Annotated in this window: 21 protein-coding genes; 11 read left to right on the top strand and 10 right to left on the bottom strand. The window is 70.8% G+C overall.

Annotated features, from left to right (window positions below):
* Window positions 1–34 precede the first annotated feature (34 nt).
* Window positions 35–1,435, top strand: coding sequence for an amidase family protein (locus D9599_RS11810; protein ID WP_198381433.1), 1,401 nt, complete (start codon window positions 35–37; stop codon window positions 1,433–1,435).
* Between the two features lie 130 nt (window positions 1,436–1,565).
* A complete protein-coding gene (locus tag D9599_RS11805; RefSeq protein WP_198381432.1) occupies window positions 1,566–1,802 on the top strand; it encodes a CsbD family protein in 237 nt (78 codons plus the stop codon).
* A gap of 241 nt (window positions 1,803–2,043) precedes the next feature.
* Here D9599_RS11805 and D9599_RS11800 read toward each other — a convergent pair whose 3' ends face one another.
* Entirely contained in the window at window positions 2,044–2,967 is a 924-nt protein-coding gene (locus tag D9599_RS11800; RefSeq protein ID WP_198381431.1) for an MBL fold metallo-hydrolase, read from the bottom strand.
* A 66-nt stretch (window positions 2,968–3,033) separates the two neighbouring features.
* On the opposite strand from D9599_RS11800, the gene D9599_RS11795 reads away from it, so the two are divergent.
* Together D9599_RS11795 and D9599_RS11790 are read left to right on the top strand one after the other, a co-directional pair.
* Complete coding sequence (locus tag D9599_RS11795; protein ID WP_198381430.1) at window positions 3,034–4,224, top strand: ABC transporter substrate-binding protein; 1,191 nt, start codon at window positions 3,034–3,036, stop codon at window positions 4,222–4,224.
* A gap of 17 nt (window positions 4,225–4,241) precedes the next feature.
* Window positions 4,242–4,907 carry a glutathione S-transferase family protein gene (locus tag D9599_RS11790; protein ID WP_198381429.1) on the top strand — a complete coding sequence of 222 codons (666 nt, stop codon included), beginning with the start codon at window positions 4,242–4,244 and terminating at the stop codon, window positions 4,905–4,907.
* Between the two features lie 191 nt (window positions 4,908–5,098).
* On the opposite strand, the gene D9599_RS11785 is transcribed toward D9599_RS11790, so the two are convergent.
* Window positions 5,099–6,667, bottom strand: coding sequence for a hypothetical protein (locus tag D9599_RS11785; RefSeq protein WP_198381428.1), 1,569 nt, complete (start codon window positions 6,665–6,667; stop codon window positions 5,099–5,101).
* A gap of 129 nt (window positions 6,668–6,796) precedes the next feature.
* On the opposite strand from D9599_RS11785, the gene D9599_RS11780 reads away from it, so the two are divergent.
* From D9599_RS11780 to D9599_RS11770, 3 genes are all read left to right on the top strand, one after another.
* Complete coding sequence (locus D9599_RS11780; protein ID WP_198381427.1) at window positions 6,797–7,873, top strand: AI-2E family transporter; 1,077 nt, start codon at window positions 6,797–6,799, stop codon at window positions 7,871–7,873.
* 362 nt (window positions 7,874–8,235) lie between these two features.
* Window positions 8,236–9,987, top strand: a complete 1,752-nt coding sequence (locus D9599_RS11775) for a PAS-domain containing protein (protein WP_198381426.1) — start codon at window positions 8,236–8,238, stop codon at window positions 9,985–9,987.
* A gap of 77 nt (window positions 9,988–10,064) precedes the next feature.
* Window positions 10,065–10,961 (top strand): peptidoglycan-binding protein, encoded by an 897-nt coding sequence (locus D9599_RS11770; RefSeq protein ID WP_198381425.1) that lies wholly within the window; start codon window positions 10,065–10,067, stop codon window positions 10,959–10,961.
* A 262-nt stretch (window positions 10,962–11,223) separates the two neighbouring features.
* On the opposite strand, the gene D9599_RS11765 is transcribed toward D9599_RS11770, so the two are convergent.
* Together D9599_RS11765 and lysA are read right to left on the bottom strand one after the other, a co-directional pair.
* Complete coding sequence (locus tag D9599_RS11765) at window positions 11,224–13,998, bottom strand: DUF4175 domain-containing protein (protein ID WP_198381424.1); 2,775 nt, start codon at window positions 13,996–13,998, stop codon at window positions 11,224–11,226.
* A complete protein-coding gene (gene lysA / locus D9599_RS11760; RefSeq protein WP_198381423.1) occupies window positions 13,995–15,356 on the bottom strand; it encodes a diaminopimelate decarboxylase in 1,362 nt (453 codons plus the stop codon). The genes D9599_RS11765 and lysA overlap by 4 nt, the downstream gene beginning before the upstream one ends.
* 239 nt (window positions 15,357–15,595) lie before the next feature.
* Between lysA and radC the strand changes: the two genes are divergently transcribed.
* A complete protein-coding gene (gene radC, locus D9599_RS31325) occupies window positions 15,596–16,591 on the top strand; it encodes a RadC family protein (RefSeq protein ID WP_232480393.1) in 996 nt (331 codons plus the stop codon).
* 288 nt (window positions 16,592–16,879) lie between these two features.
* Here the strand turns inward: radC and D9599_RS11750 are convergent, their stop codons facing one another.
* Together D9599_RS11750 and D9599_RS11745 are read right to left on the bottom strand one after the other, a co-directional pair.
* On the bottom strand, window positions 16,880–17,266 hold the full coding sequence (locus D9599_RS11750) for a Zn-ribbon domain-containing OB-fold protein (RefSeq protein WP_198381422.1): 387 nt from the start codon (window positions 17,264–17,266) through the stop codon (window positions 16,880–16,882).
* A gap of 5 nt (window positions 17,267–17,271) precedes the next feature.
* Window positions 17,272–18,444 (bottom strand): thiolase domain-containing protein, encoded by a 1,173-nt coding sequence (locus tag D9599_RS11745; RefSeq protein ID WP_198381421.1) that lies wholly within the window; start codon window positions 18,442–18,444, stop codon window positions 17,272–17,274.
* A gap of 92 nt (window positions 18,445–18,536) precedes the next feature.
* Between D9599_RS11745 and D9599_RS11740 the strand changes: the two genes are divergently transcribed.
* Together D9599_RS11740 and D9599_RS11735 are read left to right on the top strand one after the other, a co-directional pair.
* Window positions 18,537–19,343 carry an SDR family NAD(P)-dependent oxidoreductase gene (locus tag D9599_RS11740; RefSeq protein ID WP_198381420.1) on the top strand — a complete coding sequence of 269 codons (807 nt, stop codon included), beginning with the start codon at window positions 18,537–18,539 and terminating at the stop codon, window positions 19,341–19,343.
* 225 nt (window positions 19,344–19,568) lie between these two features.
* Complete coding sequence (locus D9599_RS11735; RefSeq protein ID WP_198381419.1) at window positions 19,569–20,681, top strand: glycosyltransferase; 1,113 nt, start codon at window positions 19,569–19,571, stop codon at window positions 20,679–20,681.
* On the opposite strand, the gene D9599_RS11730 is transcribed toward D9599_RS11735, so the two are convergent.
* The 4 genes from D9599_RS11730 to D9599_RS11715 form a co-directional block, all read right to left on the bottom strand.
* The gene (locus tag D9599_RS11730) at window positions 20,659–21,774 is read right to left on the bottom strand and encodes a radical SAM protein (RefSeq protein WP_198381418.1); all 1,116 of its coding nucleotides are present in this window, start codon (window positions 21,772–21,774) and stop codon (window positions 20,659–20,661) included. The genes D9599_RS11735 and D9599_RS11730 overlap by 23 nt on opposite strands.
* 63 nt (window positions 21,775–21,837) lie before the next feature.
* The gene (locus D9599_RS11725) at window positions 21,838–22,905 is read right to left on the bottom strand and encodes a radical SAM protein (protein WP_309228609.1); all 1,068 of its coding nucleotides are present in this window, start codon (window positions 22,903–22,905) and stop codon (window positions 21,838–21,840) included.
* Window positions 22,906–23,518: 613 nt separating this feature from the next.
* Window positions 23,519–24,589 carry a calcium/proton exchanger gene (cax, locus tag D9599_RS11720; protein ID WP_198381416.1) on the bottom strand — a complete coding sequence of 357 codons (1,071 nt, stop codon included), beginning with the start codon at window positions 24,587–24,589 and terminating at the stop codon, window positions 23,519–23,521.
* 68 nt (window positions 24,590–24,657) lie between these two features.
* Window positions 24,658–24,813 (bottom strand): DUF1674 domain-containing protein, encoded by a 156-nt coding sequence (locus D9599_RS11715; RefSeq protein ID WP_198381415.1) that lies wholly within the window; start codon window positions 24,811–24,813, stop codon window positions 24,658–24,660.
* A 44-nt stretch (window positions 24,814–24,857) separates the two neighbouring features.
* Here D9599_RS11715 and htpX point away from each other — a divergent pair, with 44 nt between their 5' ends.
* Window positions 24,858–25,832, top strand: coding sequence for a zinc metalloprotease HtpX (gene htpX / locus D9599_RS11710; protein WP_198381414.1), 975 nt, complete (start codon window positions 24,858–24,860; stop codon window positions 25,830–25,832).
* Window positions 25,833–25,839 lie beyond the last annotated feature (7 nt).

Below are 25,839 nucleotides of genomic sequence, written 5' to 3'. Positions count from 1 at the left end.
GCGCTGAACTGCGCCACCCTTCCGCGGAGAGAGCATGACCGAGCACTGGCGCCTGACGGCGAGCGAGATCGCGGCGCGGGTTCGCGCGCGCGAGGTTTCGGCGGAGGAGGTGGCGCGCGACGCGCTGGCGCGGATTGAGGCCGCCAACCCCGCCATCAACGCCGTCGTGCAGTTCATGCCGGAGGAGGCGCTCGCTTCCGCCCGCGCGGTGGATGCCGCGATCGCCCGCGGGGAGGACCCGGGTCCGCTGGCCGGCGTGCCCGTCACCACCAAGGTGAACGTGGACCAGAAGGGCTTCGCCACCACCAACGGGCTGCGCATCCAGAAGGATCTGATCGCCCCCGACGACAACCCGGTGGTGGCCAACCTGCGGCGCGCGGGGGCGGTCTTCGTCGGGCGGACCAACACGCCGGCCTTCTCGCTGCACTGGTTCACGCGCAATTCCCTGCACGGGCACACGCGCAACCCGCGCAACCCCGCGCTGACGCCGGGCGGCTCCTCCGGCGGGGCTGCGGCAGCGGTTGCGGCGGGGATCGGGGCGATCGGGCAGGGGACGGATATCGGCGGCTCCGTGCGCTATCCGGCCTATGCCTGCGGCGTGCACGGGCTGCGGCCCACCATCGGGCGCGTGCCGGCCTGGAACCCAGCCGGCGTGGAGCGCGCGATCGGGGCGCAGCTGATGGCGGTTTCCGGGCCGATCGCGCGCAGCATCGCCGATATCCGCCTCTCGCTGCGCGCCATGGCGGCGCCGGACGCGCGCGACCCCTGGTGGGTGCCGGCGCCGCTGGAGGGACCGGCCTTTCCCAAGCGCGCCGCGCTCTGCGTGCGGCCAGAGGGGATGGCGACGACGCCCGAGGTGGAGGCCGCGCTGCGCGATGCCGGGCGGCGGCTGCAGGACGCGGGCTGGACGGTGGCCGAGACGCCGGTGCCGCCGCTGCGCGAGCCCGGGCGGATGCAGGCCATGCTCTGGCTGGCCGAGAGTCGGCGGGGGATGAAGCAGGCGCTGCTGCGGGAGGACGACCCGGACGCGAATTTCGTTTTCGCGCAGATGGAGCGGCTCTGCCCCGCGCCCGACTTCGACGCCTTCCAGGACGCCCTGCAGGCTCGGGCCGGGTTCTGCCGGCAGTGGAACCTGTTCCTCGAGCGCTATCCCGTCGCGATCATGCCCGTCTCGGCCGAGCCACCTTTCCCGGACCTGCTGGACCTCGAATCGCCCGAGGCCTTCGACCGGGTGATCGAGGCGCTGCTGACCCAGGTCGGGCTGCCGCTGATGAGCCTGCCGGGGCTGACGGTGACGACGGACCTCTCGGGCCCGGCGCCGCTCGGCGTGCAGCTCGTCGGTGGGCGCTACCGGGAGGACATCCTGCTGGAGGCCGGCGCGATCATCGAGGCGGCGGGGCCGGCGATCACGGTGGCGGATCCGGCCGGCGGCTGACGCGGCCAGACTTCGGCCGTCCCGCGGGCTGTGAATCACGGCGTCCCTCAACCCACGCCCCTTCGCCACGTTTGCACCCCCGCGGGCCGCAGGGCGCCGCGGCCCCATGGATCAAACGAGGAGAGAGAGCATGGACAGCGATCGCATCATCGGCGCCGGCAAGTCTGCTGCGGGCGACGTGCAGGAAGGCATCGGTAGCCTCATCGGCGACAGCCGCACCCAGGCGCAGGGCAAGCAGAACCAGGTGAAGGGCGAAGTGCAGAACCAGATCGGCCAGCTGGAGGACTACATCCGCGACCAGCCGCTGACCGCTGCCGCCATCGCCGTGGGCTTCGGCTGGCTGCTGGGGCGCCTGCGCATCATCTGATCAGCGTTTCGCCGGGGGGCCGGTGGAGAGGGCTCTGCCCTCTCCAGACCTCATCCGCCAAGGGCCTGAGGCCCTTGGAGCCCCATCCCGCTGTCGCGGAGCCTTCCTGAACGTGTCGTCGCCTCGGGTCCGCGAGCCGAGGCGCACCGGCCACCCAGTAATTTTGATCAGATAAAAGAAGATGATGGTGAGGGGTCCGGGGAGAGGAAGAATTCCTTCTTCCTCTCCCCGGCGCACCCGTTCAGGAACCTTCCCGCCGCTCGGCAACAACCGGCCGCAGCCTCCACCCTTCGCCGTGGCGCTCGACCTGCCCGAAGGAGGGTGGCGGGAAGTGGTAGGCCATCACGAGTGCGCCCTCTGCCGAGAGCCCTTCCAGCAGGGCGCGGCGGGTGGCGACGGCCTGGGCGGGGTTGGCGCAGAAGTTGGAGGTCAGTTCCGGCCGCGCGAGTTGCAACGTGACGTGCACCGCATCCGCAAGCACCACGAAGACGCCTGCTGCCGTTTCCAGCCGCGCTATCGCCTGTCCCGGCGAGTGGCCGGGGGCGGGGTGGAGGAGAAGACCGGGCGCGATGGTGCAGGGCGGATTGGCGGGCTCCACCAGGCCTGCCTCGATGACCGGGAGGATGCTGTCGGCATAGGCGCCATGCAGGGCCGGCGTCGCGGGATCGGCGGCCTGCCGGGCGGCGAGGTGGTCGAGTTCAACGCGCGGGATGACGTAGCGCGCGCGCGGGAAGCTCGGCACCCATCGCCCGTTCTCGCGGCGCGTGTTCCAGCCGACATGATCGGCGTGGAGATGGGTGTTCACGACGATGTCCACCCCGTCGGGCGCCACGCCGAGGGCGGCGAGGGTTTCGAGAAGGGGCGATTCCCGCCGGTGCCAGGCGGGGCGGGAGGGGCGCTCCTTGCCGGCGCCGATCCCGGCGTCGATCAGCGCCGTGAAATCCGGCGTGCGGATAAGGCAAAGATTGAAGGAGAGGCCGATCGTGCCCGCGGCGGGGTCCAGGTGACCCGGCGGCAGCAGGGGCGCGGCCTCGGCCAGTAGGGTGCTGTCCGCGCCGGCGAAGAGGGCGGGGAGCGGCCAGGTGACGGATTCGCCATCGGCGATGCGGGTGATCTCGGCAGCGCCCAGGCGGAGTGTCTCGGTATGCAGCAGGGAGCCGGCCATGGGTCATCCTTGCGCGGCGCGCGGCCGGGCGCCAGCCTGCCCGCCCGAGGTGGAGGGGATCTGGCGATGGCAATCGACCGGCGCGGGCTGGGGATGGCGGTGGCGGGCGCGGTGCTGGCGCGCCCGGCCCTGCTGAGCGCCCAGGGGGCAGCAGGGACGGTGCTGCCGATCGGCTTCGTCACCACGCTTTCCGGCCCGGCCGGCTATCTCGGCGAGGAGGTGCGGGCGGGTTTCGAGCTCGGCATCGCCGAGGGCGGCGACGCGCTGGGCGGGACCAGGGTGCGCCTGCTGGTGGAGGACGACGCGGCCCGCCCCGGCCAGGGCCAGCAGGCGGCGGAGCGGATGATGGGGGCGGAGCGCGCGCGGCTCTTCTCTGGTCTTGTCTTCAGCAACGTGGCGGGGACGGTGGTGCCAGCGGTGCTCGATGCCGGCGGGATCTTTGTCAGCGCGAATGCGGGCCCGGCGGATTTCGCGGGGCGCGAGTGCCACCGGAACTACTTCGTCGTCTCCTGGCTGACGGATTCGATGCAGGCGAGCGCGGGGGCGCTGGCGAGCGACCTCGGCTATCGCCGCGTCATGGTGCTGGCGCCGAACTTTATCACGGGGCGCGAGGCGATCGCGGGCTTTCGCCGGCTATTCAAAGGCGAGGTGGTGCGGGAGATCTACACGCGGCCGGATCAGGTGGACTTCTCGGCGGAGATGGCGATCATCCGGTCCGAGCGGCCGGACGCCGTCTATCAGTTCCACCCGGGCGGCACGGGCATCGCCTTCCTGCGGCAGTACCAGGGGGCGGGGCTGCTGGGCGCGGTGCCGATGGTGGTCTCCGAGCCCTCGATGGACCACCGGATCGTGGCGGCGCTGGGCGATGCGGCGCTGGGAATCGACGTGTCCGGGCACTGGAACGCGGACTTCCCGAACGAGGCCAACCGCCGCTTCGTGGCCGCCTATGCGGCGAAGCACGGGCGGATGCCTACCATGTACGCGGCGCAGGGCTTCGACACCGCGAACGCGATCGGCGCGGCGCTGCGGGCGACCGGCGGCTCAGTGGCCGATCCGGCGGCCTTCCGGGCGGCGATGCTGAAGGCCGACTTCGCCTCCGTGCGCGGGGAGTTCCGCTTCGGGCCGAATCAGCACCCGGTGCAGGCCTGGTGGGGGCTGAAGGTGGCGCCGGGGGCGGACGGCAAGCCGACGCTGGTGACGCAGCGGCGCATCCTCGACCCTTTGGGTGACGCCTTCGCCGACCGCTGCAAGCTCTAATCCCTCCGGAGAAGCCCGTGCTCACCGTCCATCACCTGAACAACTCCCGCTCCCAGCGCGTGCTCTGGTTGTTGGAGGAGCTGGGGCTTCCCTACGAGGTCCGGCGCTACGAGCGGGATGCCGCGACGCTGCTGGCGCCCGAGGCGCTGCGGGCGGTGCATCCGCTGGGCAAGGCGCCGGTGGTGACCGAAGGCGACCTCGTGGTGGCGGAGACCGGGGCCATCGTCGAGTACATTCTCGAACGCCACGGCACCGGCCGGCTTGAGCCAGAGCGGGGCGGGGCGGAGTGGTGGCGATTCCGCCACTGGATGCACCACGCGGAGGGATCGGCCATGCCGCCGCTGGTGATGACGCTGGTGCTGGGCCGCCTACCGGATGGGATGCCGCCGGCCGCGCAGTCGATGGCGCGAGGGATGATGGAAGGCGTGCAGAAAGGCTTCGTCGGGCCGAACCTGGAGCGGCTGAAAGCTTACTGGAACGAGGCGTTGGCGCCGACGGGCTGGTTCGCCGGGCCGGAGATGACGGCCGCGGACATCATGATGAGCTTCCCGCTGGAGGCGGCGTCCTCGCGCTCGCCGTTCGGGGAGGGGCAGCCTAACCCGGGTGCCTTCCTGGCGCGCATCCACGCGCGGCCCGCCTATCAGCGGGCGCTGGAGCGGGGTGGGCCCTACGCCTACGCCTGAGAAGCTTTGTTCCGGTCGGTTCCGGCCGGTGCGCCTCGTGTCGTGGAATCGAGGCGACTGCCCCTTCGGAAAGAGCTGCGCAAGCCAGACGGGGGCCCAAGGGCTTCAGGCCTGTGGCGGGCGCGGGACGAACCCTGCGCCTTCGCCCAGTGGTCCAGAGAGGGCGGAGCCCTCCCCAGGACAGTCGCGCCTCACCCCGGCAAACCGCCACCGGACTCGCGGATGAGGCACCACCCGCCGGCTCCCTCACCGGGCGCGCACCCCTCCCAGAAGCCCTCCCGGCAGGAGCGGTTTCCCTGGGTTTGCCATCGCGCCGAGGCGAGGCAGTCGCGCCAATTGGCGGCGCTCGCGGCCGGTCCTTCGAGGTAGAGGGTTTCGAGCCAGGCGAGGCCGAGCGCCTCGGCCAGCGGCAGGGCTTCCGTCACCCAGGGCCATTTCGCGGGCAGGGCGGGACGTGCCACCGCGATGGCCCCGCGCGAGACGGCGCGGCGATAGCCTTTCAGGAAGTGGGATTCAAGGCGCACGCCGAGCGCGCCGGCTCCCATTCCGGTGCGGGTCCCGATCAGCGCCTCCACGACCGTCATGTCGCAGCCCGAGGGCAGGATGAGGTCGGTGGGGAAGGCCAGGGTCGTGCCGGGGAAGGTACCGGCGCGGGCGAAGAGGTCGATCTCGAAGAAGTAGCCGAGCACGCGCATGCGGGCCATGGTCGCGCGGATGCTTGCCGCCTCCCTGCGGGGCGGGATGGCCGCCCAGCCCCGCAGCAGCGCGGCCCAGGTGGTGGCGGCGGCCGGGTAGTCGGCGTCGGAGGCAGCCCAGTGGCGCTCGAGATCGGCCGGCAGGCCCCGGCCGCCATCCTCCCGCGCCTGGGCGATCACGCGCCCGATCACCTCCTCCACCCCCGCCGCACCCCAGGAGACGACATGAGCGAGGCGGTGCGGCCCTGGCGCTGCGTCGAGCAGCGCCTGGAGGAGGTAGCCCACGCCCTGCGCCACCAGACCGCCCTGGCTCTGGCCGGTCAGCACCACCTCGCCGCCCGCTGGGTCGCGGGCATAGGCGGCGGCATCGGCGATCATCCGCAGCGCGGCGGTGGAGGTGAACTGTGCCCGCCCGAAGGTGAGGCCCGATCCCCAGCTCCGGAAGTCCCGGTGCTCGAAGACATGGGTGCCGGCGATGGCCAGGATGCGGTGCGGGGCCAGGCCGCTCTCCGGCCGCGCCTCGAAGACCGCCGCCGCGAAGCCGCTGAATTCGTCGCCGTAGAGGCGCAGGAGGCGGTAGGCGCGAAGCTGCGCCGCGCTTGAGGCGTCCAGCACCGGCCGTCCGTCCGCCGGCAGGCGGATGTCGTAGGCGATGTCGGCCGCCAGCACCGTCGCCTCGTCCAGCCGCCAGAGCGGGTGGATGCGGGAGCGGGGGTCCTCCAGCACCTCCGCGGCGCTGCGTCCGGGGGGATAGATCGTGGCCGGATTGCCCTCGGGCAGGCGCAGGTTCCGCACCTCGCCGAGCCGCAGCCCGAGCCGCAGCTCGTGGTCCCGCAGCCCGCCGCGAAGGGCATGGTGGGAGAGGATGTCGCGCGCGAAGGGCAGCAGCCCGGAGATCGACAGCTCAATGGGGCGGGTCTCGGCCGCCGGGCCCGCGAGGGCGGCCTCGCAGCGCGCGGCATCAGGCGGCGCGGCCAGGGCAGCACGGAAGGGGGCCGCACCGAGGAAGGCGATGGCCAGGAGCAGCGCGGCCGCCCGTTGCCACAAGGGGGAGGGGGACAGCATGCAGGGGCTCCGGGCGGGCAGGGTTGCACAGGGCGCCGCCTCCCCCTAGCCGCCCTCCCGCCCCATGCCCAGCCGCCCCGCTTCCCGCGCGCTTGGTCCCCGCTGGGCGGGTGCGGCATGGTGCGTTCCATGGAACGCCCCGCTCTGCCTTCAGCCCCCTCCGCCCGGCTCCAGCGCGCGGCGCGAGTGGCTCTCCTCCTCGGGCTGGTGCTGCTCGGCGGCTGGATCATCCGGGGCTTCCTTCCCGCGCTTGGCTGGGCGGTGGTCCTCGCGATCGCCACTTGGCCACTCGTTCAGCGCCTGCAGGCGCGAGGGGCGGCGCCCTCCGGCGTGCTGATCCCGGCCCTCGCGACAGCGGCGCTGGCCCTCGTCTTCCTCCTGCCCCTCGGCCTCGTCGCGGTGGAGTTGGGAGAGGAAGCGCGCGCCGCCCTGCACTGGCTGGCGGCGGCGCGGGCGCACGGCGCCACCCTGCCCGCCTGGGTTCCCACCCTTCCCCTTATCGGGCCGCAAGCCGCGGAATGGTGGACGCAGGCGCTTTCGGCGCCGGGGGCTGCGGCAGGTTTTCTCCACCGGCTGAGCCAGGGGGAACTGATCGGCCTCGGCCGCAGCTTCGGGGGGGCGCTGGCCCACCGCGCCGTGCTCTTCGGCTTCACCCTCCTCGCCCTCTTCTTCCTCTTCCGCGACGGCGAGGCCCTGGCGGCCCAGGTGCAGCGCGTGGCGGACCGCCTGCTGGGCCCAGGCTGCGAGCGGCTCGGGCGGCAGGCGGTGGCCTCGATCCGCGGCACGGTCAGCGGCCTCGTGCTGGTGGGCCTGGCGGAGGGCGTGCTGCTCGGCATTGCCTATGGCGTGGCGGGCGTCCCCCATCCCGTGATGTTCGCGGCGCTGACGGCGGTCGCGGCCATGGTGCCCTTTGCCGCCCCCCTCGTCTTCGGCGCGGCGGCGCTGGTCCTCCTTTCCGCGGGCGCCCTGGCGGCGGCGGTCAGCGTCTTCGTCTTCGGCATGGTCGTGCTGTTCCTGGCCGACCACCTGGTGCGCCCGGCGCTCATCGGCGGTGCGACTCGACTGCCCTTCCTCTGGGTCCTGCTCGGCATCCTTGGCGGGGTGGAGAGCCTCGGGCTCCTCGGCCTCTTCCTCGGCCCGGCCGTCATGGCTGTGCTGGTCATGCTCTGGCGGGACGCCGCCGGCACGGAGTCCCCGCCCGCCTGAAATTTTTTCGCGACCTGCCAGGGCACAGCCGGCGGGTTCCGCGTGGGGCGACCGCCCGAAGCTGTTCAACGATGGTGGAACCGGACCGGCCAACCGCGGGCAAGGTCAGCCGTTTACGCCCGGATCTTCGGAGCACCGTGGAGGATGTATTTCCGGAACATGCGGGTTCGATTATCAGGAGGTTCGTGTCTCGAAAGAGGAGATTTTGCTGCGCCGCGGAGAAAAACCGACTGGATTCTCAACGAATCGTGCTGATAACAAAACTTATCCTATGTCGTTGTTGTTCCGCATCCCGTTCCTAGCTTCCCCTGGAGGCTGAGTGAAACATTGGTGAAACGCCCAGCCCAGATAAGGAAAAAGCTGTGCCTGGATGGAGGCGAGCAGGCATCGATCTACTCTCCGCGGCCGGCCGGCGCCTGCGGCACGGGGGGCGCCGCCCGCCCGGCAATGGCAACGGCGCCGATGCCGTTCCGGCCGTCGTTGTCGCGCCGGTCGCGGCGGCCTCCACGGTACCGGCCGCACCCACCGTTTCGGACAGCACTCGGGCCGACCGCTTCGCCGCGCTGCTCTCCGGCATGACGGACGGCGTCATGATGATGGATGCCGATCTCCACCTGCTGGAGTGGAACGCGCGCTTCCCCGACTGCACGGGCGTCCCGCCGGAGCAGTTGCATGTCGGCATGTCGCTGGAGGAGATCCTGCGCGCCCAGGCCAAAGCCGGCGAGTTCGGCGAGGTGGACATCGAAGCCGAGGTCGCCCGCCGGCTGGAGCAGATCCGCCGCGGCCTCAGCCTCGGCACCATCGAGCGGCGGCGGCCCAACGGGCAGGTGCTGGAGCTCCGGCGCAACCGCCTGCCGGATGGCGGCTACGTCACGCTCTACACCGACATCACCGCGCGCCGGCAGGCCGAGGACCAGCTCCACCAGACGCAGAAGATGGAGGCGGTCGGCCACCTCACGGGCGGCGTGGCGCACGACTTCAACAACCTGCTGATGGTCATCCTCGGCAACCTCGACCGGGCGGAGCGCTCCATCAAGGAGCTCGACCTCGACCGCGCCGGGCGCAGCATCGAGCAGGCGCGCAGCGGGGCCAAGCGCGCCGCCCTCCTCACCCAGCGCCTCCTCGCCTTCTCCCGCCAACAGCTGCGCGAGCCGCGGCCGGTGGACCCGAACGCCATCGTCCTCGGCATGGCCGACCTCATCCGCCAGTCCTCCGCCAGCGCCCTTGGCGTGGACTTCGCCCTCGTCGACTGCCCCTGGATCGTGCTCGCCGATCCCAACCAGTTCGAGATCGCGCTGCTCAACCTCGTGATCAACGCGCGCGACGCCATGGCCGAGGGCGGCTCCGTCCGGATCGAGACCGCGCGGGCGACGCGCGGCGATCCCGGCGTGCCGGACCCGCTGCCGATCGCCGGGCAGGAGTTCATGCGGATCACGGTGCGCGACACCGGCAGCGGCATGTCGCCCGAGGTGGTAGCCCGCGCCTTCGAGCCCTTCTTCACCACCAAGCCCGCGGGCAAGGGAACGGGCCTCGGCCTCTATCAGGTGATCGAGTTCGCAACCCATGCCGGCGGCCATGTGGCGATCGACAGCCATCCCGGCACCGGCACCGCCGTCACGATCATCCTTCCCCGCCTCCAGGTCAGCGAAAAGGCCGGCACGTCCGTGGTGCAGGTCTCGGACCCCTGCATCGGCCACGGCGAGACGGTCCTGGTGGTGGAGGACCAACCGGAAATCCTCGCCTGCACGGCCGAGGGGCTCCAGTCGCTCGGCTACCACGTCATCGGGGCGAAGGACGCCTCCGGCGCGCTTACCGCGCTCGAGAACAATCCCGGCGTGGCGCTGCTGTTCACGGATACGGGCCTCGCGGGCATCTCGGGCCACCAGCTGACGGAGGAGGTGGCCCGCCGCTGGCCAAGCCTGCCTATCCTTGCGACCTCCGGCGGACCGGCCGCCCTGAGCCCGGAGGAGGGCGCGCCCTCGCGCGAACTCGCCCTCATCGAGAAACCCTACGTCGTGCCGAGACTCGCCGAGGCAATCCGCGCCATCCTGGACGCGCGCCTGGCCGTGCCAGGCGCGGACCGGCCGGACACGCCCGCCGCCCCTGGCACCTGACCGGCCGCGCCCGCGGGCAACGGCCACGCCTCGCGCCCGTTCGTCCCCCGTGCCGAGCTCGGCGCCCGGGAGGAACGATGGAGCGACTGGACGCCTTCGCGCGCGAAGGGAAGGAGCCGCTGACCTCGGCCCTCCTCATCAAGGACAACACCCTGGTCTCGGAACTCCAGGCGCGTCTCTCGGCCGCAGGCCTGCTCGACCCGCCGGAGGACGGCTTCCTCGGACCGGCCACCCAGTGGGCGCTGATGGAATTCTGCCGCCTCTCGGGCCTCGACTACGAGGGCGCGCTCTCGCCCGACGCGGCGCGCGCCCTCCTCGCCGCGCCCGAGGTCCTGCCGCTGCATCCCGGCCCCGACCTCGCTGGCCGGATCGCCGCCGCCCTTCTCCGCCGCGGCGACTGGATCTGCCGCCACCCGGACTGCACTAATATCATCTACGTCGAAGGGCTCGACACGCAGGGCCGCCGCACCCCGCGCCGCCCTGACCACTTCGACGACCTGCGCCTGCTGCTGCGCGTCGCCCCCGGCGGCCGCCCGGAGATCGCCGGCGCCTGGACCGCCACCACCGCCCCCGGCCGCCCCGCCGTCGAGGAACCCGCCGAACCCGCCGGGGCCCCGCGGCTGCGCCACGGCCAGCATCGCGCCTGGGTCGTCGGCCGCACCGCCATCGGGACGCCCCAGGAACAGGAAGCCCTGGTGCAACTGACACCCCTGCCCGTGACCCGCGACGCCAACCGCGACTTCCACCGCGCGGACGACCCGGAGGGCGAGGAGTTGCTCATTATCGACCAGCACGGCGGCCTCGGCGCGCCGCAGGACGAAGTGGGCGGCGCCGGCGCCGGTTGCCTTGTTGGTCGCGAACAGGACGGGCACCGCGCCTTCATGGCCGCCTTGCGCGCGGACCCGCGCTGGATAGTCAACAACGCCCATGTTTTCACGACGTCGGTCCTGGGGGCAGACGAAGTTTTGGGGTGAGGCACGGCCCCTCTGGAGAGGGCTCCGCCCTCTCCAGACCTCACCCGCCAAGGGCCTGAGGCCCTTGGATCCCCGCTTGGCTGCCGCGGATGCGATGATTGGAGCGGTTCTTTCCCTGTGCCCTTCCTGGGCGTGCAGTCGCCTCGGGTCTAGGACCCGAGGCGCACCGGCCGCAAAGCATTTCACACAGGTAGAAAAAGATGAGTGGGGGGCTCGGGGGAGAGAATCCTTTCTCTCCCCTGAAGTAGCCCGCGCCGTCAGATCAGAACAACCGCAGCAGCCGGTCGATATAATCCAGCTCAGCCGTCGGCCGTTCCCGTTCCGCGTGGCGCCGCCGCAGTTCCTCCTGCAGCCGCCGGGTGCGGAGCATTTCCGCCTCTTCCGGCACACGGGTATCGCCGCCCTCCTCTGAGGTTCCGGTTCCTTCCCGCAGGCGCCGGCCCAGCGGGTCGCGTCCTTCGCCGTTCTGGGCCATCTGGTCCTGGCCCTCGCCGCCGCGCTCGGAGCCGTCCGCCATGGCGTCGCCCTGGCCTTCTCCTTCGCCCTCGCCTTCTTCCTCGCCGGGCTGGGGGCGGTCGGGGCGGCCGAACTGACGTTGCATGCGCTGCGCCATCTGCCGCCCGCCCTCGGAGAGCTCGCGGATCGCCCGTTCCTGGTGCGGGCGCGGGTCGGCGCCGCTGCCCAGGGCCTCGGCGCTGTCGCGCATCGCCTGGTCGGCGCGGCCAAGGGGGGCAGGCACTTCCCCGGTCAGGTCGCCCTGCTGCTGCATCAGCTCGCCGAGCGCGCGGCGGAGCGCCCGCTGCACCCGGGCATCCGCCGTCGTCTCGGGCGGCGTTGGCTGCGCCTGGGGCTCGGGTGGCAGGCCGCGGTTCCAGGGATAGGACTGGCGGCGCTCCCGCTCGCGCCGTGCGGACTCGGCCTCGCTGCGGCGGTGGGCGCCATCGAGCAGGCCGGACTCGCGGCGCACCATGTCCTGGATCACGCCCATCTGCTGCTGCCCGCGCTCGCGCCGCTGTCGGCGCTCCTCGCGCCGGTTCTCGGCCATCTGGCCGTTCTCGAGGTCCTCCAGCATCTTCTCGAGTTCGGCCAGCTCGCGCTCGGCGTCCTCGGGGCGGTCCTCGCGGTTCTGCTCTCGCATGCGGTCGGTGCGGCGCTCGGCCTCGCGGCGCTCCTGCGGGCGCGCCTGGGGCGGGGGGGCCTCGGGCGGCGTTTCGCCGCTGTCGCGCTGGATCCGCTCCGCCAGGGCGTCGAGGTGCCGCCGCACGGCGTCGCGCAGCTCCTGGATGCGGCGGTCCGTCTCCGTCCGGGCGGCGTCGCGCTGGGCTTCGCGCTGCTGCTGCTCCTGGTTGGCGGCAGTCTGGTTGTTCTCGCCGGGAGGCTGGGCCTGATCGGCCTCGCGCGGCGGCGGCTCCCCGTTCTGACGGGCCTCTTGCTCGCGGCGCTGCTCGGCCTCCTGGCGGTCCGCCTCGCGCTGTCGCTCCTCGGCGCGCTCGCGCTCCTGCTGCTGGCGCTCGCGCAGGGCCTCGCGCAGGCGCTCCCGCGTTTCGGCCAGGGCTCGGGCGGTGCGGTCGGCGCGGCCCTCCTCGAGGGCGAGGGCGGTCTCCCACATCGTCTGCTGCACCTCGCCCACCGCCTCCGGGCGCGTATCGCTCTCCAGCCGCGTGCGGGCGGAGCGGAGCGCGAGGGCGGTCGCGGTGTCGTTTTCGAAGGCATCGGGCTGGCCCGCCAGCCGCTCCAGCCCCTCCATCGCCGGCCGCCGCTGGCTGGGATCGAGCGAGAGGCCCTTGCGCAGCAGGATCAGCCCGCGCGCGATCGGGTGGTTGAAGGTCCGCTCCGGCAGGGTCAGCGCTGCCTCATCGGAACGACCCTCCTGCCCCGCGCCGTCCCGCGCCAGCAGGGACACGCGCACCGGCAGCCCTGCCCAGGGATGGGCGGAAAGGTCGGGCTGCGCCACCCCGCGCGGCGCCTTGGGCTGGCCCGGCGGCAGCGGCAGGTCGATGACCAGCGGCGGCGCGTCGGGACGCGCGGCGAGGCGGAGTTCGGCCGCCGCGCTCGCAACGCCCCAGTCATCCTCGGCGCGCCAGGGCAGGCGCGTGCCAAGCCCCCGCACGGCCTGGGCCGGCGGCTCGGCGAAAGCGATGCGCGGCGGGGCGTCGGCCTGCACGGCGAGCGACCAGGCGGCCACGTCTCGCCCGCCCTGCCGCACGGCGAGCTGCCCCCCGGCATCGAGCACCATCTCCGCGCTGTGGCTCCCGGGGCCGAGCGCCTGGAAGGCGGCCGCGGGCGAGCCGTCCCGCAGCAGCTCCGGCGCGCCGCTGCCGCCCGAGAGCGCCACCCGCAGCCGGCTGCCCGCCGGCGCCGTCACGCTCCCGCCCGCAGGATCGAGGAAGACCGGCGCCGCGCCCGTATAGGCCGGCGGCGTCACCCAGGCTTCAAGCTGCGCGGACAGACCCGGCACGGCCGGTGCCGCCGCCGGCCAGAGGGCACGACGCAGCCGCTCCGGCGCCTCCGCCCCCGCGGCGACGAGGGAGGCCACCAGCGCGACCGCGAGCCCCGCCCGCAGCGCGCGCGGATCGCGCGCCGGCAGCCCCGGCCGCGGCACCCCGGCCCGCAGCGCGCGGATCCGCGCTGCCTCCCGCGCCTGGTGCAGGCGCCACAGCGCGAGCGAGGTGGCATCGCCCCCCGCTGGCCGGTCGTGCAGCGCGGCGAGCGGCCGGTGCGGCAGGCCGGAGGCGCGCTCCAGCCGCCGGTCCGCCGCGGGCTCGTCCGGAAGGGAGAGGCCGCGCAGTCCGTGCAGCACCGCCACCACCAGCGCCCCGGTGAGCACTCCCAGCAGCAGGAGGTGCGGCAGCGGGTGCAGAAGCAGGAACACGCCCGAGAGGGCGAGGACGAGAAAGACCCCAAGCACCCCCAGCACCGGCCAGAGCCGTGGCCAAAGGGCTTCCCAGAACAGCGCCGCCCGGGCCCTGGCGCGCAGCCGGCCGAGCCGGCGCAGCGCCGGCCCGCGTGCCGCCGCGCCGGGCCCGGGACCCGTCACGCGGCGGCCTCGAGCGGGGCCCCGAGCCAGTCCGGCACCACCTGCCCGGCCAGCAGCGCCTCGTGCGACTGCCGCGGCCGCGTCACCGCCCAGCGGTGCCCGTCCACCATCACCTCCGCCGCCAGCGGGCGCGCGTTGTAGGTGGAGGACATGGTGGCCCCGTAGGCCCCGGCATCGAGGAAGGCGACCAGGGCGCCGGGCGGCAGGTCCGGCAAGGGGCGGCCGCGCGCGAAGGTGTCACCGGTCTCGCAGACCGGCCCCACCACGTCGGCCGGGGAGAGCGGCGCGTGCAGGGCATTCGGCGCCAGTGGCAGGATGCCGTGCCAAGCCTCGTACATGGCCGGGCGGACAAGGTCGTTCATCGCGGCGTCCAGCACCACGAAGCGCCGGTTCTGCCCGCGTTTCTGCAGCACGACGGAGGCCAGCAGCACCCCGGCCGGGCCCGCGATCCAGCGCCCCGGCTCCAGCATCACAGGCAGGCCGAGCGGCCCGAGCGTCGTCCCGATCGCGCCCGCCAAGGCGGCGGGGGGCGGCGCGATCTCGTCGCGATAGGGAATGCCGAGGCCGCCGCCGCAATCCAGCCGCTCGATCGGCAGCCCGCGCGCGAGGAGCGCCCGCGCGAGATCGGCGACGCGCGCATAGGCGGCACGATAGGCTGCCATCCCCTCGGTGATCTGGCTGCCGATATGCACGGCGAGGCCGGTGGGGCGGATCCCTGGCATCGCGGCCATACGGGCATAAAGGGCGGCCGCATCCCCATAGGCGATGCCGAACTTGTTCTCGGCCAGTCCTGTCGAGATCTTCGCGTGGGTGCGGGCGTCCACGTCGGGGTTGATGCGGAGGGAAACCGGCGCCTCGCGCCCCGTCGCGGAGGCCACCTCGGCGATGCGCTCCACCTCCTCCGCACTCTCGGCATTGATCTGGAGGATGCCCTCCTCCAGCGCGAGGGCGATCTCCCGGTGCGTCTTGCCGACGCCGGAGAAGACGATGCGCGAGGCCGGGATGCCGGCGGCGCGGGCCGCGCGCAACTCGCCCTCGCTCACCACGTCGGCTCCTGCGCCCTCGTCACCGAGGACGCGCAGCACGGCGAGGCTGTCATTCGCCTTCGCCGCGAAATGGATGGAGGCCGTGAGCCCCGCGTCCCGCAGCGCGTCCCGCAGGGCCGCGTGGCGGCGGCGGAGGGTGGCGGCGGAATAGACCCAGGTCGGCGTGCCGACCTCTCGGGCGATGTTCACGAGCGGCACGTCGTCCATCACCAACCCGTCCAGCACATGGGCGCGCAGATGCGGCCGTTGGGCGAGCAGGTCGGCGAAGTCGGGATCGGGCGTGTCGTGCGGGGAAGCGAGTGGGGAAGCCATCCCTCTATTTTGGGGACGGCAGGGCGACTCGGGAAGCGTTACTTGCCGGGCCTTTTCCGTGCCCCAGGCCGGCTCCCGCCGCCTAGCCGTGGCTGTGGGCTGCCCGCAACCGGTTGCGCCCTTCTGCCCGAACGATCGGTGAACGCAATCGATACGGTCTTGAACATAACTTTCGGTAGAGAAATGATACGAAACCGCTACTAAGAAGGTGGTGGGACGACCAGGACGGGACCAGCGCCATGTGGCTCGGAAGGATCTTCGGTGGCAAGGCCAGGCGGGCCGCCCCTCCCGCCGCCTATGCCGAGGCGCAGGTCCCCTCCCACCGCCGGGGCTTCGCCGAAAACCTCTCCGGCCGCGCCTTCGGCCATGATCCCGTCGACGAGTTCGGCCCCGCCCCACGCTTCCCTTTCCGCGGCGACGCCGCCCCGGGGGCGGCCATCCCGGCCGAGGCCCCCCGGCCTCGCGGCAGGCCCCGCCGCGAGCGGGACGCCGGCCCGCCCGCCATCGTGCCCGAGGGCACCGCACCCTTCCCCGGCACGCCCATCCCGGGCACCCCTTTCCCCAGCACCGGCCCCCAGGGCCATCGCGGCCGGATGCGCGTGAAGCTCCTTGAGCGCGGGCCGGACGCCCTGGCCGACTACGAACTGCTGGAGATGCTTCTCTTCTTCGCCTTCAAGACCGGCGACACGAAGCCGCTCGCGAAGTCCCTCATCAATCACTACGGCAGCTTCGCCGCCGTCCTCGCCGCCCCGCAGGCGGAGCTGATGGCCACGCGCGGCCTCGGCGAGCACAGCGTTGCCGCCCTCAAGCTCGTCCAGGCCTCCGCGCTGCGCCTCGCAAAAGCCGAGGTGATGGAGATGCCTGTCCTGAACAACTGGGACCGGCTGATCACCTATCTCAACGCCGCCCTCTCGCGCGAGAAGATCGAGCAGTTCCGCATCCTCTTCCTCGACAGCAAGAACCGCCTCATCGCGGACGAGGCGCAGGCGAAGGGCACGGTGAACCACACGCCCGTCTACCCGCGCGAGGTCATCCGCCGCGCGCTCGAACTGCACGCGACCGCCCTCATCCTCGTGCACAACCATCCCAGCGGCGACCCGACGCCGAGCCGCGCCGACATCGACATGACGAAGGAAATCCGCACCGCCGGCGAGGTCTTCTCCGTCGTGGTCCACGACCACCTCATTATCGGCAAGGGCCGCCATCTCTCCTTCCGGCGCGAAGGGCTGCTTTAGGCGGGTTCCGCGCAGCGGCAGCCAGAGAGGGCTCTGCCCTCTTCAGACGTCCGAGGCAGTGCCTCGGACCTCGCCAAGGGCCTGAGACCCTTGGATCCCCATCTGGCTTCGCGGATGCGGTGATCGAGAGCCGGTTCCCTCTTGGTGCCCTTCCTAAGCGTGCTTTCGCCTCGGGTCAGCGACCCGAGGTGCACCGGCCGTAAGGCATTCCCAACTCGAAGAAAAAGATGATGGTGAGGGGGGCGGGGAGAGGAAGAATTCCTTCTTCCTCTCCCCGGAATCACCGCTTCAGGCAGGGGTGAACACAGGAAGCGGCTGTCCGCCTTCGGTTTCGATGAAGGTCAGCCGCAAGGCTTGCCCAATGCGGAGCGCCGCGAAGTCGCAGTCCACGATGTTAGTGAGGACGCGCGGTCCTTCCTCGAGTTCGGCGTAGGCGACGACGTAAGGGGTTTTCGCGCGCGTGATGCTGAAGGTGTAGAGCGTGGCGCGGCCGCTGGCGGGAACGAGTTCGACCGTGCCCTCGTCGTCGAAGGGGCAGACAGGACGGGGCGGGTAGTGGACCCGGCCGGTCTGCGTGTTACGGCCGATCAGGAGCTGGCCGTTCCGCGCCCCTTCCCAGAAGGCGCGAGTGGAGGGGTCGGGCGTGGGGCTGGGCGGAATGCGGGCCTCGCTCATGGGGTTCACTCCCGTTCCAGGATGAGGGTGGCGCTGCCGTGGCGGGTGCCGATGGTGCCGCCGGTGCCGTGGGCGAGGGCCAGGGCGCAGTTGGGCACCTGCACGGCGGGGTGCGCCTCCCCGCGAAGTTGGCGGACGGCCTCGATCACCTTCGTCATGCCGCCGCGGTTGGCGGGGTGGTTGTTGCAGAGGCCGCCGCCATCCGTATTGAAGGGCAGCCTGCCGACGCCGGAGATGAGGTTGCCGTCGGCGACGAAGCGGCCGCCCTGCCCCTTCTCGCAGAAGCCGAGGTCTTCCAGTTGGAGGAGCACGGTGATGGTGAAGCTGTCGTAGATGCTGGCGTACTGGATATCGGCTGGTGTCACGCCGGCTTCCTCGAAGGCGCGGGGGCCGGAGAAGCGGGCGCCGGTGTAGGTGAGGTCGAGCTGGCCGCCCATCTGGTGCTTCACCGCCTCCCCCGCGCCGCGGAGGGTGACGACGGGGCGGGCGAGGGAGCGCGCGATCTCCGGCCGCGTGACGACGAGGGCGCCGCCGCCGTCGCTGATGACGCAGCAGTCCAGCCGGTGCAGCGGGTCGGCCACGAGGGGGGAGTTCACCACCTCCTCCACGGTCACGACCTTGCGGAGCATGGCGTGCTCGTTGTGCTGGGCGTGGTGGGAGGCGGCGACCTTGATCCAGGCGAGCTGCTCGGAGGTTGTTCCGTACTCGTGCATGTGGCGCTGGGCGCAGAGGGCGTAGAGGTTCGCGACGGTGATGCCATAGGGGTACTCGAACTGCACGTCCGGCTGCGCCGGGCTGCCGGCGCGCGGCGTGGTGCCGGTGGCCACGCCTTCCGAGCGCGGTCGGCCCGCGAGGGTGATGAGGGCGATGTTGCAGCGGCCCAGCGCGATGGCTTCCGCGGCATGGGCGACGTGCAGGAGGTAGGAGCTGCCGCCGATGTCGGTGCTGTCCAGGTGGCGCAGGCGGTTGAGGCCGAGGTAGTCGGCCATGCTCAGCGGGCCCATGCCGGGGGCGTCGCCGGCGCAGAAATAGCCGTCCACGTCGGCGCGGGTGAGGCCGGCGTCACGCAGGGCGCCGATTGCGACCTCCGCGTGCAACTGGGCGGTGCTCTTGTCCTCGGCCTTTCGCGTCGGGTGCTCGTAGGCGCCCGCGATGCAGGCCACTCCTCTCAGGCTCAAGCGCGCTTCTCCTCCTTGGCGTTCGCGAGGCAGACTGGCCGCGGCACGGCTGGCGGCACAAGCCCGCGGCGCGGATCAGGGGAAGGGAAGCGATGGGTTTTGGCGATCCGGTAGAGGCCAGCCTCTTCGACCTCACGGGACAGGTGGCGCTTGTGACCGGCGGCTCGCGCGGGATCGGGCGGGCGATCGCGCTTCGCATGGCCCAGCATGGGGCGCGCGTGGTCGTCTCCTCGCGCAAGGTCGAGGCCTGCCAGACGGTGGTGGAGGAGATCCTGGCGGCCGGCGGGGAAGCCGTCGCCCAGGCCTGCAACATCGGCCGCAAGGAGGATCTGGGCGCGCTGGTGGAGGCGGCGCTGTCGCGCTGGGGGCGGATCGACGCGGCCGTGTGCAACGCGGCGGTGAACCCGCATTTCGGCCCCTCCGCCACGCTGCCGGACGAGGCCTTCGACAAGATCATGGGATCGAACGTGCGCTCCAACTTCTGGCTCGCGAACATGGTGGCGCCGGGGATGGCGGAGCGCGGTGGCGGAAGCATCATCGTCGTCTCCTCCATCGCGGGGCTGCGCGGCTCACCGGTGCTCGGCGCCTACGGGATCTCGAAGGCGGCGGACATGCAGCTCGTGCGGAACCTCGCGGTGGAGTGGGGGCCACGGAACATCCGCGCCAATTGCATCGCGCCCGGGCTGGTGCGGACCGATTTCGCGCGGGCGCTGTGGGAGGATCCGGCAATCCTGCGCAAGCGCACGCGGGACACGCCGCTCCAGCGCATTGGCGAGCCCGACGAGATCGCGGGGGCGGCGGTGTTCCTTGCCTCGGCGGCGGGACGGTTCATGACGGGGCAGACCATCGTGATCGACGGCGGCGTGCTCGCCGGATCGCCCTCGGTTGGGGAGGAGTAGAGAGTTTCACGGACCTGAACTGCCGAAGCCGACATAATCCGCAGCCCATCTGCGTGGCTTCGACCCCATGCCGGGGGGCCACCCCCGTTGCTCTAGAGCCGCCCCAAACAGGGCCGCCGATGGTTTACTCGACCACCGGGCGACATTCTACGGACCAGTTCGCCCGCCCGCTTCCGCCCTGTGGCCGGATCTGCGAACGTGACGGATCCTCACAGATCCGGTCCAATGCTCCACGTCGTGCACCTCCTGAGTGGCCTGGAAATCGGCGGCAAGGAACGTGCGGCCCTGCGGCTGGCGAGACAAGGAAACCGCGTAGGCCAGCGTCACGCACTCGTCCTGTTCGACACCCCGTTCCGGTCATCCGAGGTCGACTTCGAGCCCGGCGATGTACCGGCACGCTTCCTCAAGCGGGGAAACGGGCTGGACTTCCGGTTTGCAGGCCGGCTCGCTCACCTTCTACGCGATATGTCGGCCGACGTCGTGCACGCGCACAACGACACGGCCCTCTTCTATGCGGTTCTCGCCTCCACGCTCCGCATCCCGAGGAGGCCACGAGTCGTCGCGACGTTCCATACCTGGCCGACCCATAATTCACGAGGCGCACGTGCTCTGACGCGACTGGCGGCCCACGCTGCAACGACAGTTGCCGTCTCGGAGGAGTTATCGCAGCGCCTCATCGGCACTGGCTGGCTCAGCACTTGCCGGACAATCTGGAACGGTGTCGAACTTGACCGCTATTCCCCGCATGGGCCCGCTGGAAACTGGCGTCGAAGTTTAGGGCTGGGTGACGCGAGCGTTCTCGTGGGCCACGTGGCGCGCTTTGATCCTATCAAGAGGCATGCCGACCTGATCCGGGCGGCGTCGCTGCTTCGTGACCGGGTCCCGGAGGTCGCCTTCGTGCTGGTGGGACAGGGCGCACTCAAGGAAGAAATCCGGCGCCAGGCCCGAGATCTGCCCAATGTGCGATTTGTTCGGGAGACCCCTGACATTCCGGCCCTGCTGCGCAGCCTGGATCTTTTCGTCCTCTGCTCCTCGCACGAGGCCGCCCCCCTGGCACTGCTCGAGGCCATGGCCTGCGGTATCCCGCCGATCATCACGGATGTCGGCGGGATGCCGCACATCGTAGGTTACGGAGCAGCCGGCCTGGTGGTGCCTCCGCTGCGGCCAGACGCCATCGCCGGGGCGATTGAGCGCCTGGCTCGCGATCCTCAGATGCGGGCCGGCATCGGGGCTGCGGCGTGCGCTCAGGCGGCGCGCTTCTCCTTCGAGGCGGAGTGGTCGGCCTACTCAGCGCTCTACGCTGGTGCCCGCCCCGCTACGACGGGGGATGCGGCGTGAGGCCGCCGTAGCGTATCCGGCTCTGAAGGTGCTTCTGGATCCGCCCGTCGCGTTCGCAGTGACAATTCGGGCAGTTGAGCTGAAAGGCGTCCCGCGCAGCCTGCCGGTGTTCCCTTCCGAAGAGCATGCTCCGCAGCCCTCCCTGCCGGATGTTACCGAGCTTGAACGTGACGTAGCAGAGCTGAACCGACCCGTCCGCTCCGACCCAGAGGAGGTTCTTCACGTCGCAGGGCACGCGCATGTCCGGGCCTTTCAGCAGCCAGTCCGGAATGGAGCGGATGCTCGCGAGGCTCTCGCGGACGCGGTGCGGATGGTTCTCCTTCAGCCGGCTCAGCGCATCGACGACTTCCCGGATCCTCGGTTCATCACCCGAATCGAAATGCAGCTCTCCTTCTTCGGGATCGGTGAAGTACGGGAGCGAGTAGTGAATCAGGTCCGTATGGAAGCTCATGTCGAAGCGCTCGGCGAACTTCCAGGCATCCGCAAGCGCCTCGACCGAGCAGGTGGGGCGCATGACAAGGTAGTTCAGCTGCAGCGACAGCGCGGATCCATACCTCGCCCGCGCATAGGCCAAGCCTTCCTCCAGCTTGGCGAACCGCTCGCGGCGGTTCACGTAGGTGTCGTAAGCCTCGCCTGTGCCATAGAAGCCGATGGTGATGTTCCGGAGCCCTGCCTCGAAGAGGGCATCGATCTTCTGGCGCAGGAGCGTTCCGTTCGTCGTCACGTAGGTGGCCAGCCCGAGCCCGACGGAGTGCCGCACCATCTCCGGCAGATCCCGATGCAGGAGCGGCTCCCCGCCGTAAAGGCGGACCAGTTCGACCCCTGCCCACTTGGCGTCGTCAAGTACGCCGCGAACCTCGGCGAGGCTGAGCTGCTCGCCGGTCATGAAGTCCCGACCATAGCGGCAGCCTGTGCAACGAAGATTGCAATGAGCCGTGACGGCCACCGTGATCCGACGAGGACGAGGCTGGATAACCGAGGGGATTACCTGTGCGATGGTGTGCTCGACCAGTTCGATGTTCTGCTCGGCTTGGCGCAGCACTCGTTTCAGGCCTGGCTTAGAGGAGGCGGCAGACCGCAGCACCTCGCGCACACCGTCAGTCGCACGCCGCAGGTTGTGGCTGGGCAGGGGGATTGCACCCGAATCGCTCGGCATTTACGCACACTCTCCCTCAAGCGGCTTCGAGTAGCGACGCACGGAGGCTGCGTGCTTCTGGATGCGGGTTTCGACCTTGCAGGTGCAGTTTGGGCAATTCAGCTGGAACCCGTCCTGGGCAGCTTGCCTGTGCTCCCGGGAGAAGAGGATATCCCGCAGGCGCTGCCGGTTTACGTTTCCAAGCGGGAGCGCCACGTCGCAGAGCTGCAGTGTTCCGTCCGCTCCGATCCAGAGAAGTTCGTAAGCATCGCAGGGAACCCTCATGCCTGGCCCCTTCAGGAGCCAGTCCGGCACGGAGCGGAGGAACTCGACGGAGTGGAGGAAGCGCGCCGGTTCGGCCCGCTTGAGCGCCAGCATCGCGCGCGTGACCTCCTGCACGCGCGGGAGGTCGTCGGGCTTGAGTTGAAGGTCTGCTTCTGCGGCCTGAACGAAGAATGGTGCCGAGTAGTTAGCCAGGTCGACATGAAAGTGCATGTCGTGCTTCGTTGCGAAAGCCCAGGCTGATTCCAGGTCGGCGACGTTGCACGTCTCCCGGATGAGAACGTAGTTGAGCTGGAGTTCAAAGCTTGTTCCATACGCAGCGCGAACTGCTGCGAGACTTTCATCGAGGCGCCGGAAGTGCTCCCGTCGCCCCGTGTAGTCATCGTAGCGGTCGCCGATCCCGTAGAAACCAACCGTGGCGAGCCGCAGGCCAGCCTCGTAGAGCGGCTTGATCTTCCGGCCGAGATGCGTGCCGTTGGTCGTGATGTAGGGGCGCATTCCTCGGTCGCAGGCATGTCGAACCATGCTCGGCAGGTCGCGATGGAGGAGTGGCTCGCCACCGTAGAAGCGAACCCGCTCGACCCCGCCCTCGGCCGCGTCATCGAGCACCTGCTGCACCGTCTCAAGGGACAGTTGCTGGTCCTGCATGAAATCCCGGCCGTAGCGGCAGCCCCGGCAACGCAGGTTACAATGCGCCGTAATGGCGATCGTAAGCTGACGCGGCCGTGGACGGATCGTGGACGGAGCGCGCTCGGCAATCGAGTGCCTGATCCGAGCCCCTTCCGCACCGACGCGCTTCGCCGCCACCAGCAGTTTGGGATGGGGTTCCAAGAGTGGCCGAAGCCAACGGTCCAGCCTGATTTGTCTCAAGATTTGTATCCCGTTCAACGACGCGCAATACAGCGGCCATCAAGCCTTTAACGTCTCCAATTATAGAAGAGGATCCATGTTATGAGACGGCAATGGGAGTAGTCTTTTCCATGGTGCTTGTAACAAAGCGGTTAGGCGGTAGAGGTTTATGGATTGTTTGTAACCTGAAGTTCTGGGCGAAGTGCTCCAGCTCGCCCGCAATCTGAAAGAGAGCCTGACCCGCTGCCTCATCCCGCTATGGAGGTGGATTATGCGTCCAGTCGTGCCGTCATGCCCGCCCAGCTGTGCGGGCAAGTTTGGCGGCTAATCGGATTTCTTTGTTTCAAAGCACTGTACTGATCCGCTCGCGCTTGTCAGGCCAGCATGAGCGGAGCTGGTTTACGGCTGCTCTCGGTTAAGCAGGTGTCGGCGCCAGATGACTGCCTCGGACGCTGAGCTTTCCTCGAGGAGCGGTGCGCCGATGTCTGGTTTTACCCAGCGATGCGCTTCGCCTTCCGCGTGATCACAACCGGGAACGATGTGGGTCGCGCGCTGCGGGAAGGCGGCCCGGTCAGGCCGGCCCGACGAAGAAGAAGCCGATCGCGAGCATGATGTAGACACCGACGAGGACCAGCCCCTCGAACCAGGTCGACTCCCCGTCCGCAGCCACGGCCCGCACCACGAAGGCGGCGCCAGCGATGGCGAAGAGGCCGAGCGGGCTGGTGAAGACAAGGGTCATCGGCGTGCCGAGAAACCAGGAGATGATGACGAGCAGCGGCGCGAGCACGAGCGCGACCTGGATGGCCGAGCCGATGCAGATGCTGAAAGCGAGGCTCATCCGGTCCTGGCGGGCGAAGACCACCGCCGCGAAGAGGTCCGCCGCCGTGCCAACGACGGCGAGCAGGATCACGCCGAGAAAGACGGTGGAGAGGCCGAGGGTTTGCGCCGTGGCCTCCAGCGCGCCCGAGACCAGTTCCGCTTCCCAAGCGATGATGGCCGTGCCCGCGACCATGACGGCGAGGGAGCGCGCCACGCTCCACTGTGCGCCGCCCTCACCTGCCTCCTCCTCGCGGGAGAAGACGTCGCGGTGGGTAACGAGGGTGTAGACGAGATTGGCGGCGTAGAGAGCGAGCAGCACGGCCGCAAGGCCGAGGCTCACCTCCTCGTCCGTGATGCGCGCGGCGCTGGGCGATACCGTCGTACGCTCCGTCAGGTCGAAGACCGCGGGCAGGAGCAGCGCGATCATCAGCAGGGTCAGCAGGGTGGAGAGCAGGCCGGCATTGGCGCGGTTGAAGCACTGGCGGTCCCGGCCAAGGCCGCCGACGAGCATGGCGAGGCCGAGGCCGAGCAGGGTGGTCGCGAGGATCGAGCCCGTCAGCTGCGCCTGCACCACGGCCGCCTGACCGCTGGTGAGCACGAAAAGGGCAAGGATGAGTTCCGCCACGCTGCCGAAGCTGACGTTCAGCAGCCCGCCGATGGCCGGGCCGGCATGGGCCGCCAGCCCCTCCGTGCCGCGCCGGACCCAGTCCGCCAGCACCGCGACCGCCGCCGCCCCGGTGAGGAAGACCCAGACGGGACCGGCGCCCAGGGCTTGCATGCCGAGTGAAAGCGGCACCAGCAGGAGCGGAAGGTAGCGCAGCATCGTTCCCCCGCCCTATCTGGCCGGGGGAAGGAACCACCGGGGGAGCCGATGGTTTGGTGCGTGGGCCTCTAGAAATCCGTGGCGCGGCCCTTCTGCTCCCAGTCGCCGAAGCGCGTCGGCTCCGGTCCCTTGGGGCCGCCGATCTCGGGCGGCAGCGGAGGCGTCGCGGGCTTGGGGGGCGCCGGCGGGGCAGCGGGGGTCTTGGTATCGTCTGTCTCGGTCATGCTTCCCAGATAGGGTGGGAATGAGGGAGGAGGAACAGGGTCCCGTGTCCGGTTTCGCGCGCACCGCCTTGCTGATGGCGGGCCTCACCGCCCTTTTCGCGGGGGTCGGGTACCTGCTGGGCGGCCAGCAGGGGATGGTGATCGCCTTCCTGATGGGGGCAGGGATGAATGTTTTTTCCTGGTGGAACTCGGACCGCATGGTGCTGCGCATGCACGATGCGCAGCCGATCGGGCCAGGAGACAACCCTCGCCTCTATCAGCTCGTCGCGGGGCTGGCGGCGCGGGCGGGGTTGCCGATGCCGGCGCTCTACCTCATCCACGAGGACCAGCCGAACGCCTTTGCCACCGGCCGTTCACCCGAGCGCGCGGCGGTGGCGGTGACGGCGGGCCTGCTCTCGATGATGCCGGAGGAGGAGGTGGCGGGGGTGATCGCGCACGAGCTGGCGCATATCCGCAACCGCGACACGCTGATCATGACGGTGGCGGCGAGCCTGGCGGGCGCGATCGGGATAGTCGCGCAGTTCGGCGGGCTTTTCGGGCGGCGGGACCGGAACAACCCGCTTGGCGGGATCGGGGTGCTGCTGGCCATCATCGTCGCGCCGCTGGTCGCGATGATCGTGCAGATGGCTGTCAGCCGCGCGCGCGAGTACGAGGCGGACCGGCTGGGGGCGGAGATCGCCGGGCATCCGAGGGGACTGGCGAATGCGCTTCAGCGGCTGGAGGCCGGGCGGCACGCCATTCCCAACCTATCCGCCGAGGCGAATCCGGCGACGGCGTCGCTGTTCATCGTGAACCCGCTCTCGGGCGCGGGGGTGGACAGCCTGTTCTCCACGCATCCGAGCACGGAGAACCGGGTGCGGGCGCTGATGGAGATGGCGGGCGGGATGCCGTTGCGGGCGCCCGGTACGGCGGGCCCAGGCGCCTGGACCGGTCCCACGTCCGGTCCCTGGGGTGGTCCGCCGCCGCGGGGCCCCGCGGGGCGGCCCTGGCAGCGCGGCCGGCGCGGGCCCTGGGCCTAATCTGACC

This window comes from Roseomonas sp. KE2513, from assembly GCF_016107305.1.
GTDB lineage: Bacteria > Pseudomonadota > Alphaproteobacteria > Acetobacterales > Acetobacteraceae > Roseomonas.
Note: the sequence above shows the minus strand (reverse complement) of the source record. Positions and strands in the feature narration are given on the sequence as shown.